Here is a 13,021-nt window from a genome sequence, read left to right on the forward strand (position 1 = left end):
TTATTTTTTATTAAAAAAATATAAATATTTTTACTTATATATTATAATACAGATGTGAATTTATGGTGAAATTTTTATACAATCAATATATTTTATTAAATATTATTTCCTACTAGGTATTCATTGTATTGATTAATAAGATTATAGAAAAACTCTATTCCAATTTTTAAATCTTCAAAAGTCATAAATTCATTTACTCCATGAATAACCTTTCTGTCTTCACTATTACATCTAAAAGGACCAAATTTATATATATGATCACTTAAATCATTGAAGTGTTTAGAATCTGTTCCACCTACCATAATAAATGGAACAACTTCCGAAACATTTCCGTATGCTAACTTAATACTTTTACTTACTAGATCAAACTTATCATCAATTTTAGACAACTTAGAAGGATTTTTAGTAATTAGTGCTTCCAATTGAAATTCTTCTCCAATAACATTTTTAATATGAACTAATAATTCGTCTAAACTATCACCTGGCAATAACCTAAAATTGACTATTATATAAGCACTATTTGGTAAAATATTAGTAGCTTCAGCTCCCTTGGCCATTGTAAGAGCCGTTGTAGTTCTTGCTAATGCATTTGATTCAGGCGATTTAGATAAAATGCTTTTTAATGCGGGCGAAAATGCTTTATTATTTTTTAAGGCAACTTTTCTAATACCATTTGTATATTTACTAAGTCTAGTTAACATTTCACTTAAAGGTTCTGTAATTTTAAGTGGCATTTGGTTTTGTTCTAATTTATAAGCTGCTTCACATACTTTCCCAAGTGCAGTATTCTTTGGTGGCATGGAGGAATGTCCTCCTTGTGCATTATAAGAAATTTTTATATCTGCATATCCTTTTTCACAAGTGCCTACTAAAGCAATCTCTTCTTTTAGGCCCAATATACCATCTGATATCATTCCACCTTCATCAATTATCATAGCAAATTTTATGTTTTTTTCTTTTAGGTAGTCTGCAACATATTTTGCACCATTTCTTCCCCCTACTTCTTCATCATATCCCAGTGAAAGGTATATATCAAAATCAAGTCGCTTATTTTCATTTAGCATATATTCCGTTCCTTCAAACATAGCAATTAGCTGACTTTTCATATCTTTAGCGCCGCGACCCCAAACTATGTCATTTTCTATTATTCCAGCGAAAGGTTCATGTTTCCATTTATTTAATGTATCCTTAGCTGCAGGAACTACATCCATATGAGCCATGAATAGTATTGGTAGTTTGTCAGATTTTTCCCCTTTAATTTTATATAAAAATGCACCTTCATGTATTATTTCTATATGTGCTTTTTCATGTATTTTAGGGTAAAATTCTTCCAAGTATTTTTTAATTTGAAAAAAAGGCTGAAAATCAATTTTAGAAAAATCTTCATTTGACAATGATTCAATTTTGATTAGCTTACTCAAATTAATCGCAGCTTTCTCAATATTTATTTCCATATAAAACCCTCCAATTTAGTATTATTTTTTAATTTGAAAATCATTGTTTTATTTTTCCATCTATTTATTTTAATTATGCATTCAAAAATAATTAGCAAATATTAATTATTCAAATATTTTAAATTTTCTTAAATATTTCACCAATGACTCTAGTTTTTGCCCATGGCCCTAGATAAAAATTTATTTTAATTTTGCTTCTAATATTTAAATATCTGTATAATCTTTGCAAAATCTTATATTATAATAATAAAAAGTTGTGGAGGTATAAAATTGAGATACGTAATTGTTAGCGTTGTAAGGGGAGATGCCGGAAATTTTAATAATAAATTAAGAAAAGAAGTATATGAAATATTTAAAGCAAAATCTTCAAAATTACCAGCACATTTTACTATTAAATCTCCTTTTGAAGAAGATGACATTAAATTGGTTGAAGAAGTTTTAGAAACTTTTGTAAAAAATAACAAGAAAACTAATTACACTTTAAATGGGTATGACCATTTTGATGACAGAGTAATTTTTATGAAAGTAAATATGAGTGATGAGGCTAAAAAGTTACATGATAAATTAATTGATGAACTAAGCAAAATTAATTATATTAACTTCACTGAAAAAGACGGAAAAAATAAAATTTTTCATGTAACTGTAAGTTCTAAAAAAATCCAAAAGATATATAAAGATTTATGGAACTATGTTAATCAATTTCCTTTTAAATTCCATTGTGAATTTGATAATATTTGCATATATAAGTGGGAAGATGATACTTGGAAACTACATAAAGAATACCTTTTTTAATATAATAATTTATCTGTTATACATGTTCTCATAAAATATAATTTTTATTTATGATTTTCTTTTTTGAATTAAGTTAATAATAATAATAATGATGTAAGAATTTGACTTTAATTTATTTTACTTTTTTACTGCGGTATGATATACTATAAAAGTTATTTTTTAGAAAGGAAAATTAAATAAATGACAACAAAACATAAAATTATCAATATAGCTGTTATTGCCCACGTTGATGCTGGAAAATCAACTTTAGTTGATGCTTTCTTATCTCAAAGTGGTGTATTTAGAGCCAACGAAGTAGTTAAAGACTGTGTAATGGATAGTAATGACCTTGAAGCAGAGAGAGGTATAACAATATATTCTAAAAACTGTTCTATAAACTATAAAGATTATAAAATAAATATTGTAGATACACCAGGTCATAGTGACTTCTCTTCTGAAGTTGAGCGTGTTATTAAAACTGTTGATACTGTTGTATTACTAGTTGATGCATCTGAAGGACCAATGCCTCAAACTAGATTCGTGTTACAAAAATCTTTAGAATTAGGTTTAAGACCAATACTATTTATAAACAAGATAGATAAGTCAGATCAAAGAGCTGAAGAAGTTGTTGATGAAGTATTCGATTTATTCGTAGACTTAAATGCAACTGATGAACAATGTGAATTCCCTATCATATATGGTATAGCTAAACAAGGTATAGCTAAGAGAGAAATGGATGATGATTCTACAGATTTATCTCCTTTATTTGAAACTATAGTTGAACATGCTTCAGCTTACCCAAATTATGATGATAAACACCTTCAATTACAAATATCTGCACTTGCATATGATAACTTTGTAGGAAGACTTGGAATCGGTAGAGTTTACAAAGGAACTGTAAAAAGCGGAGAGCAAGTTTCAGTATGTAAAGCAGGAGAAGTTGTAACTAGAGGAAAAATCTCTAAACTTTCTGTTTATGAAGGACTAAAGCAAATTGACGTTGATGAAGCCCATTCAGGAGACATCGTAGTAATAGCAGGAATACCTGATATATCTATAGGTGAAACAATTTGTGAAGTTGGACATCACTTACCAATGGAAATGATACATATAGAAGAACCTACTCTTTCTATGAACTTCTTAGTTAATGATTCTCCATTTGCTGGTAAGAGCGGTAAATTTGTTACTACAAGACACTTAAAAGACAGATTAGACAAAGAATTAGAAGTTAACGTTGGTTTAAAAGTTGAACCTATGGATACAACTGACGGATATAGAGTATCTGGTAGAGGTGAACTTCACTTATCTATACTACTTGAAAACATGAGACGTGAAGGTTATGAAATAGGTGTTTCTAAACCAGAAGTTTTAATGCACAGAGATGAAAACGGAAAATTACAAGAACCAATTGAAAAAGTTATAATAAACTGTCCAGAAGTTTACTCTGGTACTGTTATAAACAAAATGAACTTAAGAAAAGGTATGATGGAAGCTATGTCTATAGAAGGAGATTTCGTTAAAATAGAATTCTCTTGTCCTACTCGTGGACTTTTAGGATATAGATCTGAATTTATAAATGATACTCGTGGTGAAGGTAATATGGTTCGTTCATTTGCTAGATACGAGGATTACAAAGGTGAAATACCATCAAGAGCTAATGGTGTATTAATATCTCAAACTAACGGTTCTACTATGGCTTACGGATTAGCTGCTTTAAGTGAAAGAGCTACTATGTTCGTAGATCCAGGTGTAGATGTATACGAAGGTATGATAATAGGTATGAACTCTAGAAAAGATGATATGATAGTTAACCCAACTAAAAATAAAAAGTTAACTAACGTTCGTGCTTCTGGTTCAGATGATGCCATAAAGTTAAATGCTGCAAGAACATTTACTCTTGAAGAAGCATTAGAGTTTATAGATGATGATGAATTAGTTGAAGTAACTCCAGATTCTATAAGACTTAGAAAGAAATATTTAAATGAGCATGAAAGACTTCAATACAATAAAAGAAGAAGATCTTCAGGACAATAATAAAAAAACAGAGATTATATTTAATCTCTGTTTTTTTATTTTAACTATCAAAAAAACTTTTTTAATAAGGGTCTAATTAATACTACTCTTTACATTGATAAAAAAAATCTTCTTCAGTTTTTGCCATAACATAAACTCCATTAATTTTACCAAAAAAGTGTGATTTTTCTTTTCTACAAGCACTTACACAACCTACTTTTACATTCTCTTCACCTATTATTTTTTTTAATTTATCAACATCAATATTTGAACAAAAAGGGCATACTCTTACTAACTTACTCATTTTTATTCTCCTTATTTTATATATATTGTATAACATTAATACCCTTGTATTTAATTTCAAAACTTTTTAATTTAACTATTTGTTATTTAAATAAGTAACACACATTTTAATATATAAAACTAAAAAAAGATTGATTAGAAATCAATCCTTTTACATATATTTAAATAGATAAAACTATTTTATTCTTTTATGCTCAGAGTTATTCTTCTATTAAACTTGACTCTGATAAGTATGATAAAAATGATAATCCAAGCATTATAACTACTAATACTGCTGTTATAAGTACAATTGCCATATTAATTCCTCCTTTTGTTAATATTATAATACCCCAATATGAATAATTTATGAATTTAATAGGAATTCTAATTGTTTTTATATTAAAATACTAATTGATTTCTTTTAAAGATAATAATATAATACCATATTTCTGCTTTATAAACAGTTAAGACTTTGTAACATTCTAGTACAAATAGTATTATTTCCCATATTTTTTATAATTTTTTCTTGACATACCTAAATACATTAGTTAAAATTTATAATAATTTAATATAAATAAGCTATGATTAGGAAGAGTAAATTTTAATCGATTACCAGAGAGGGAAATTCATCGGCTGTAAGATTTCCTTAATTAGAAATATTGAAAACTACCTAGGAGCTTCATTCTGAAGTTATCTTTTGATTTTAGTAAGAATAGACGGTTTACATACGTTATATGTAACAAGTGGATTTTTTAATCAATTTGGGTGGAACCGCGGGAGTATACTCTCGTCCCTTTTTTTAGGGACGAGGGTTTTTTTATTACAAAAAAACATAATTTTATGAGGAGGTACAAATATGCACTTTGTAAGTACAAGAGGATGTAGAGAAAAAATAAAGGGATCAAAAGCTATAGTAAACGGACTTTGCTGTGATGGTGGATTATATGTACCAACAGAGTTTCCTAACTTAAAAGATAAACTTAATAAATTTATTAAGCTTACCTATAAGGAACTATGCTTCGAAATTTTAAAACTGTTTTTAGATGATTTTACAGAGGAAGAATTAAAGTCATGTATTGATAAGGCTTATAATGATAAATTTGACACAAAATTAATTGCACCTACTAAAAAAATTAATAATAATTACTTTCTAGAATTGTATCACGGCCCAACATGTGCCTTTAAAGATATGGCCTTAACATTAATGCCACATCTTCTACAAATGTCTCTTAAAAAAAATAATATTAAAGAAAAAATAGTTATTTTAACTGCAACATCAGGTGATACAGGTAAGGCAGCTTTAGAGGGGTTTAAAAACTTGGATCAAATTAAAATAATTGTTTTTTTCCCAGAAGATGGCGTAAGTAATATTCAAAAACTTCAAATGAGAACTCAAGAAGGTAATAATACTTATGTTGTTTCAGTAAACGGAAATTTTGATGATGCCCAATCTGAAGTAAAAAATATATTTAGCAATGATGAATTTAATAAATTGTTATTGAAAAATGATTATATACTATCTTCTGCCAACTCTATAAATATTGGTCGATTATTACCTCAGGTTGTTTATTATTTTTATTCTTACTTAAATTTATGTAAAAATAATCACATTAACCTAGGTGATAAAATAAACTTCGTAGTACCTACAGGTAATTTTGGTAATATTCTAGCAGCATATTACGCCAAACTTATGGGATTACCAGTCAATAAATTAATTTGTGCTTCTAATGAAAATAATGTACTTTATGACTTTTTTAATACTGGTAAATACGATAAAAATAGAGTTTTTCATTTAACAACGTCTCCATCCATGGATATATTAATATCTAGCAATTTAGAAAGATTATTATTTGAAGTTACTAACCGAGATTATAATAAAGTTAATTCTCTAATGAGTGACTTAAAAAACAAAGGATTTTATGAGATAGACGATAATATGAAATTAAACTTAAATACGTTTTACGGAGAGTATGCTACTCAGTCTGAGGTAAAAGATAATATTTGTAAAGTTTTCAAAGAAAATAATTATTTAATAGATACACATACATGTGTAGCTTATACTGCCTACGAAAAATACAAAAAAAATAATTTTGAAAATGTAGCTACTATCATAGTTTCTACTGCAAGTCCTTATAAGTTTAGCAAAGATGTATTAACTTCTTTAGATAAAAATGTTGAAAATCTAGACGAGTTTCTTATTTTAGAAAATCTTAGTTTAGAAACTAATACAAATATTCCATTGCCAATAAAAAATTTAAAAACTGCTAAAATTTTACACAATAGAAACTGTGATATATCTGAATTAAAAAAAGAAATTGAAAATATTTTAAAGGTGTAGGTGATAATATGCTAGAAGTAATTGTTCCAGCTACTAGTGCCAATATTGGACCAGGATATGACTGTCTTGGGGTAGCTTTAAGTTTATATAATAAATTTTATTTTGAAGAAATAGACGAAGGTATTATAATTGAAGAAAAAGAAAAAGAATATATTAATAAAGATAATTTGGTATACAAGTCAATGCAGTATTTTTTTGAAAGAGTAAAACCTAATATTGTTCCTAAAGGCATTAAAATAAAAATTGTAGACGAAATACCTATATGTAGAGGCCTAGGAAGTAGTGCCACATGTATTGTAGCAGGACTTGTAGGGGCCAATTACCTTAGTAAGTCAAATTTAAATAAAGAAGAAATATTAAAGTTAGCAACAGAAATTGAAGGTCATCCTGATAACGTTGCTCCTGCTATATATGGAAATATGATCGTATCATTTATGGAAAAAGAAAAAATATACTATGATACTATTAACGTTCCTAAACACTTACGATTTTGCGCCCTTATACCAGATTTTAAGCTTTCAACAGAAAAAGCTAGGTCTGTACTTCCAAAAGTAATAGAACATAATGATGGAGTTTTCAATGTATCAAGGGCCACTCTTTTAGTTACAGCCTTCATGAATAATAATTTAGAATTACTAAAAGTAGCATGCAAGGATAAATTTCATCAAGAATATAGAAGCCCTCTAATAAACGACTATGATAAAATTGTAAGTCATTCAAATAAATTAAATTGCTTGGGTACTTTTTTAAGTGGTGCAGGTCCAACTATAATGTGTCTAACTTCTGATGATAATAAGAATTTTTTACCTCATATGAAATCATATTTAAAAACTTTAGAAAATAAATGGCAAGTTAAAGATTTGCATTGTGATTTTGAAGGTGTAATAATTAATATAATTGAATAGTCCATTTTATTATGTATTTTAAAGGCCTACACATTTTTGTGTATACCTTTATCAATTAAAAGGTATAATTTTTAAGATTATATCTTTTTTCTATTTAATCAAATTTATTTTGTCAAATATTAAATTTTTATAAAAAGGATTTTATATTTTTTTTAAAAGGTTTATAATATAATATAGTTCTATTATATTTAATTGTATTTTTTTCAAGTATTGATTTATTTCAAAAAAATCATTACTATATTATATAGATGTTTAATAATAAAGGAGAGTGATGAAAAATGGACAGTATTCCGATACTCTTGTTTCGGACTGTAAAACTTTTTAATCACTTAATAATATCTATTTATGACTAATACCCTTTTTATATATTGGTCTTTTAATAGATATCATTAAGTGCCAATATATAAAACTGAATAAAGGATGTGTTGCCATGATAAGATATTACAAAACAATTGAGACTAAACTAGAAAAACTTAACGACTTTGAAGAAGGTTGTTGGATAAATCTTGTTGAACCAAGTCATGAGGAAATAAGATATATTTCAGATAGATTTGATATAGATGTTGATAGTATAAACGCAGCTCTCGATGAAGAGGAACGTTCAAGAATCGATGTGGAGGATAATCATACATTAATTTTAATTGATGTTCCCATAGATGAGTCTGACTCTGATTCTGCTCACTACTCTACTATTCCTCTTGGAATAATACTAACAAGTAATTCAATAATTACTGTATGTACTGCTCAGAGTAAAATTTTAAATGACTTTATTGCTGGTCATATAAAAGAATTCTATACTTATAAAAAACCTCGTTTTATACTTCAAATTTTGCACAAAAATGCTACTTATTATCTATTATATCTTAGAAGAATTAACAGGATGACAATAACAATAGAACGTGAAATACACAGATCTATGAAAAATAAAGAACTTGTTCAATTATTAGAACTAGAAAAATCTTTAGTATACTTTTCAACATCATTAAAAGCTATTGAACTAGTTTTGAACAAGATGCTTCGTACTTCTACAATAAAAAAGTATTCTGAGGATGAGGATTTATTGGAAGATGTTATTATAGAAAATAGACAGGCCCTTGAAATGGCATCTATTTATGGAGATATTCTTAGTAGAATCATGGATGCTTTTAGTGCTATCGTTAATAATAATCAAAATAATGTAATGCAACTACTAACTGTTGTAACTCTAATTTTATCAATACCTACAATGATTTCAGGATATTTTGGTATGAATGTGGAGGATCTTCCATTTTCAGAGGATCCAAATGGGTTTTGGATCATATTATTTTTATCAGCAATTATTTGTTTAATATTATCAATACTATTATCAAAGAACAAGTTACTATAAACATGCTTTTAATATTGAATTTCTAACTTAAATATATAAAAGCATAAAATAATTTATTACTAATACAAAAAGGTGCTTATATGAATTTTTATTTAAGCACCTTTTATTTTTAATATTCTATTTTCATTTCATATTCAATATCTTCAAACTCATTTTCTAAATTCTCATTTACTTCTAAAATATACTGAGGTATATATTCTTCTTCCCCTTCCTCTAAAACCTCTTCAAAGGCTGCAACTAGTCTTTTATTTTTGTCTACATCTAGCTCTAAAAGTTCATTATAAATTTTCTCACTATTTCCATGATCACTTTCACTTAACTCTTTAAATATACTTTTACTTTTTTCATAATATAAATAAGCTAACATATATTCACAGTTTTTATCTTCTCTTTTTAAACCTTCCATAAAGTATTTTTCACTTTCATCAATTTCTCCTAGTTTAAGAGAGAGCTGACCTAAATTATAAATTGATTCAACACATTCCTGTTCTTTAGACTTTTCATACCAATATTTGGCGTTTATGTAATCATTGTAATAATTTTCATAGATTAAGCCTAGCATATGTTGAGAATATGTATTATTTTCATTTGCACTTATGTCAAACATATTCTTAGCTTCTTCATAATTTCCCTCATTATAATATATTCTTCCTAAATGGATACGGCTATTTAAGTGATTATTTTCAACAGCAAAAATAAAATATTTTTTAGCTTCTTCATAGTCTTCTAGCTCCTCATATATTAATCCTAAAGAATAAGCCGAATAAATATCATTATTTTCAAATGCTTTTTGATACCATACTATAGCTTCATCCACATTATCAATTCTTCTAAAAATATCTCCCAGTTTTACTTGACAAGATATAAGTGTGGAATTCCTTTGATAGTAAGAAATAGCTTTTTCAATATCTCCAATTTGATCATATAAATCACCAATATTTTCTATAGCTATTTTACATCCATCTACTATTGCCTCATCATAGTTTTTTATAGCTTTATCATAATTTTTCTCTTCAAAGTACAGTCCCGCCAAATTATTTTTAGCCTCTACCATGTTATTAGAAGCCAAATCATAATACATCTTAGCTCTTTCTATTTCATTTTCTCTATTACATAAGTTAGCTAATCTAAATTTACATAAAGGATTATCATGCTCAATACCTTTTTCGTAGTATTCAATTGCATTGTCTCTTTTGTCTTGTCTATCATATAAGTATCCTAACCTATATTGTGATTTGGCAAATTCACTTTTGCAGCTTTTCAGATAATACCTTTCGCATTCGCTTTCGTCCTTATTAATTTCCATTATTAAGCCCATATTATAACATCCCTTTGCATGAGCTGAACGATATAATTGTTTATACATAGAAATGGCATTCTTTTCATTATCATTTTTTCTATATAAAACAGCTAAATTATATTTACAATCATCGGAAAGTAACACTGACCCTTTTTTAAAGTATTCTATAGCTTCTTCTTCTTTTTCCAAACTAAGATATAAAATACCTAAATTAAAACATGCACTACCTAAATTATCATCTACTGCAATTTTTAACCATTTCTCACTTCTTGAATAATCGCCTAATTTATAGTGAACTACGCCTAAATTATTTTGTGCCTTTACATTTCCTTCCATTGCGACTTTTTCATACCAATAAAGTGCATATTCATATCCTTCTAAGTCGTAATACATGTTACCTAAATCATAAGCAGCACCCTCATGGCCATTTTTAAATGCCATAGAAAACCATCTTTCTGCTTCATGATATTGCTTTTTGTTTAAAAATATTCTCCCTAATGAATATTGTGATTTTACATTTCCTTCCTCTGCTGAGACTTTATATGATTCAATCGCTTCATCTACTTTTCCCATCTTTTCTAAGATAACAGCCTTTTTATGTGCCAACGAAGATTCCTTAGGTAAGTCTTTAATTTTTCCAAAAGAAAATTTTGAACTCATCATCTTTTAACTCCTATTTATTTTAATATAATAATTCCAATAATAGATATTATATTACATTGTGTATACTTCATGAATAATTTTTCAAAATTGTAATAAAGATGTAATTTTATGTTTGCATTATCCATCTACTATATTATTTTTATAATTAGTTTTATTATGCAAGAAATGAAAAACTTGATTAATTAGTAAAAAAAATATATTATATATACATTGACAATATAATATTCTATATTACAGGAGGAATACACATGGATTTAAATTTATTATTAAAAATTTGTCTTTTAGTAGTTGTCATAGGAATTGGGTTTAAACTATTAAAAGTTTTCACATCTATAATTTTTAAAGTAGCATTATTTATTTTAGTATGTTTATTGATTTTTAAATTTTTCAACCTATTTTAACTATAAAACCTCTTAAAACTTATTTTATAAATTAAGTCTTAAGAGGTTGATTTAAATAGTTATTATTACATTTCATCAGCATTATTTTCATAAATAACTTTGCCAATTATTTTTTCTTCATCTTCAATAGATTTTCCTACTTTGAAATTTATTGCTTTAATAAACATATTTATAAAGTTTAATAAAACGAAGATGTATTTGACTTTTTCATGATAATCATAAAAAATATTTATGATTATCTTGTAATACCATGTAAAAATATTATCATACTATTTTTATAAACTACGACATTATACATTTTATTAACGGCCATAATTATAACTTCCTTTTTCACAGTTGATTACTAAACCATTTCCTGTTGATTTAAATAAAATATTACCACATTCATCATTTCTATGAACTTCTATATTTTCTTTTTTTAAAGTTTGCATAGTTTCTTTGTTAGGGTGGCCATATCTATTGTTTTTTCCAACAGTTATTACTGCATATTTAGGATTAATTTTCTTTATAAAATTCATGTCAGAACTAGTATTAGAACCATGATGACCTATTTTAATTAAATCAACTTCTTTTGCATCTATAATCCTTTCAATATCTGTGCCAGCATCCCCCATAAGTAGTATTTTGTCATTTCCATTTGTATATTCTAAAACTATTGAATTGTCATTAGGATCATTTAAATTTGCTGCTGATAATACCTTAAACTTTGATGTACCTAAATAAAACTTCGCACCCAATAAAGGCACACTAGGATATAAATTTTTATTAGACATTGCATTAATAAAATCTGAATAAGTTTTTGTATTAGCATCACCATTGCTTACATAAACAGTTTCTACAGGTATTGAATTAATTACAGCATCTAATCCTCCTATATGATCAGCATCTGGATGTGTAGCTACAACATATTTTAGTTTTTTAACACCTATATCTTTCAAATAGTTGACAACAGTTTTTTCATCATCATTGTCTCCTCCATCAATAAGGGCTGCTTCTCCTCCTTGTCTAATAAGTATGGCATCTGAATTTCCCGTATCTATAAAATGTAGTTGGGCTTCATAAACATTAGATATCGAGTCTTTGACTTTTTCTTTACTTGATTTTATTTCTTTTTTATTTGTCCTTAAGGAAATTCTATTGATTGTCTCTGGTAACAACTGTGACTGCGCTATTGTTTCATTTAAGACAGGTGTTGAAGTTATGAAAACACACAAAATTATTAAATAACACATTAAAATACGTAAAAATATTTTTCTTTTACTTTTATTTTTTATTTTTTTGATAAAAATTTTAAAATTACAAACTAATGATGGTGTCATCAAAAGAAGTAAATAAAGTGATATATCACTTATATCTTTGGATGTTCCTAAAATAAAAAGCAATGTAATTAAAAAATAATATATACTAGCTTTCTTTTTCTTCTTAGAATTATTGCTCCTAAACCCTGCAATATACTTTTTCATATTATTTCTCCCCTTAAATTTTATACTTAAGTATGATTATAACTGAAAACTTTGAGTATTTATGT

Annotated in this window: 10 protein-coding genes and 1 other annotated feature; of the genes, 6 read left to right on the forward strand and 4 right to left on the reverse strand. The window is 26.8% G+C overall.

Translation table 11 applies throughout. The features are described 5' to 3' along the window. Positions 1–95: 95 nt before the first annotated feature. Entirely contained in the window at positions 96–1,454 is a 1,359-nt protein-coding gene (locus K0040_RS01545; protein ID WP_228107218.1) for a M20/M25/M40 family metallo-hydrolase, read from the reverse strand. A gap of 270 nt (positions 1,455–1,724) precedes the next feature. On the opposite strand from K0040_RS01545, the gene K0040_RS01550 reads away from it, so the two are divergent. Together K0040_RS01550 and typA are read left to right on the forward strand one after the other, a co-directional pair. Then, positions 1,725–2,246 carry a 2'-5' RNA ligase family protein gene (locus tag K0040_RS01550; protein ID WP_228107219.1) on the forward strand — a complete coding sequence of 174 codons (522 nt, stop codon included), beginning with the start codon at positions 1,725–1,727 and terminating at the stop codon, positions 2,244–2,246. Between the two features lie 180 nt (positions 2,247–2,426). Next, complete coding sequence (gene typA, locus K0040_RS01555) at positions 2,427–4,259, forward strand: translational GTPase TypA (RefSeq protein WP_148556694.1); 1,833 nt, start codon at positions 2,427–2,429, stop codon at positions 4,257–4,259. Between the two features lie 82 nt (positions 4,260–4,341). Here the strand turns inward: typA and K0040_RS01560 are convergent, their stop codons facing one another. Beyond that, positions 4,342–4,542, reverse strand: a complete 201-nt coding sequence (locus tag K0040_RS01560; RefSeq protein ID WP_228107220.1) for a DUF1450 domain-containing protein — start codon at positions 4,540–4,542, stop codon at positions 4,342–4,344. Between the two features lie 550 nt (positions 4,543–5,092). Next, positions 5,093–5,318, forward strand: a binding site (T-box leader). 58 nt (positions 5,319–5,376) lie between these two features. Here K0040_RS01560 and thrC point away from each other — a divergent pair. The 3 genes from thrC (at position 5,377) to K0040_RS01575 (ending at position 9,129) form a co-directional block, all read left to right on the forward strand. Further along, positions 5,377–6,858, forward strand: a complete 1,482-nt coding sequence (gene thrC, locus K0040_RS01565; protein ID WP_228107221.1) for a threonine synthase — start codon at positions 5,377–5,379, stop codon at positions 6,856–6,858. A gap of 8 nt (positions 6,859–6,866) precedes the next feature. Next, positions 6,867–7,763, forward strand: coding sequence for a homoserine kinase (gene thrB, locus K0040_RS01570; RefSeq protein ID WP_228107222.1), 897 nt, complete (start codon positions 6,867–6,869; stop codon positions 7,761–7,763). 430 nt (positions 7,764–8,193) lie between these two features. Next, on the forward strand, positions 8,194–9,129 hold the full coding sequence (locus tag K0040_RS01575; RefSeq protein ID WP_228107223.1) for a magnesium transporter CorA family protein: 936 nt from the start codon (positions 8,194–8,196) through the stop codon (positions 9,127–9,129). A gap of 109 nt (positions 9,130–9,238) precedes the next feature. Here the strand turns inward: K0040_RS01575 and K0040_RS01580 are convergent, their stop codons facing one another. Further along, positions 9,239–11,092, reverse strand: a complete 1,854-nt coding sequence (locus K0040_RS01580; protein WP_228107224.1) for an SEL1-like repeat protein — start codon at positions 11,090–11,092, stop codon at positions 9,239–9,241. A gap of 248 nt (positions 11,093–11,340) precedes the next feature. Here K0040_RS01580 and K0040_RS01585 point away from each other — a divergent pair, with 248 nt between their 5' ends. Continuing rightward, complete coding sequence (locus tag K0040_RS01585; protein ID WP_228107225.1) at positions 11,341–11,493, forward strand: hypothetical protein; 153 nt, start codon at positions 11,341–11,343, stop codon at positions 11,491–11,493. A 302-nt stretch (positions 11,494–11,795) separates the two neighbouring features. Here K0040_RS01585 and K0040_RS01590 read toward each other — a convergent pair whose 3' ends face one another. Next, positions 11,796–12,956, reverse strand: a complete 1,161-nt coding sequence (locus K0040_RS01590; RefSeq protein ID WP_228107226.1) for a ComEC/Rec2 family competence protein — start codon at positions 12,954–12,956, stop codon at positions 11,796–11,798. Positions 12,957–13,021: the final 65 nt, after the last annotated feature.

Source organism: Terrisporobacter petrolearius, assembly GCF_020748185.1.
In the GTDB taxonomy this organism is placed as follows: domain Bacteria; phylum Bacillota; class Clostridia; order Peptostreptococcales; family Peptostreptococcaceae; genus Terrisporobacter; species Terrisporobacter petrolearius.

What these genes read in the sequence shown, in the direction of transcription:
- K0040_RS01545 (WP_228107218.1), bottom strand. Translation starts at nt 1,454, where the DNA reads ATGGAAATAAATATTGAGAAAGCTGCGATTAATTTGAGTAAGCTAATC.
- typA (WP_148556694.1), top strand. Translation starts at nt 2,427, where the DNA reads ATGACAACAAAACATAAAATTATCAATATAGCTGTTATTGCCCACGTT.
- K0040_RS01560 (WP_228107220.1), bottom strand. Translation starts at nt 4,542, where the DNA reads ATGAGTAAGTTAGTAAGAGTATGCCCTTTTTGTTCAAATATTGATGTT.
- thrC (WP_228107221.1), top strand. Translation starts at nt 5,377, where the DNA reads ATGCACTTTGTAAGTACAAGAGGATGTAGAGAAAAAATAAAGGGATCA.
- thrB (WP_228107222.1), top strand. Translation starts at nt 6,867, where the DNA reads ATGCTAGAAGTAATTGTTCCAGCTACTAGTGCCAATATTGGACCAGGA.
- K0040_RS01575 (WP_228107223.1), top strand. Translation starts at nt 8,194, where the DNA reads ATGATAAGATATTACAAAACAATTGAGACTAAACTAGAAAAACTTAAC.
- K0040_RS01580 (WP_228107224.1), bottom strand. Translation starts at nt 11,092, where the DNA reads ATGATGAGTTCAAAATTTTCTTTTGGAAAAATTAAAGACTTACCTAAG.
- K0040_RS01585 (WP_228107225.1), top strand. Translation starts at nt 11,341, where the DNA reads ATGGATTTAAATTTATTATTAAAAATTTGTCTTTTAGTAGTTGTCATA.
- K0040_RS01590 (WP_228107226.1), bottom strand. Translation starts at nt 12,956, where the DNA reads ATGAAAAAGTATATTGCAGGGTTTAGGAGCAATAATTCTAAGAAGAAA.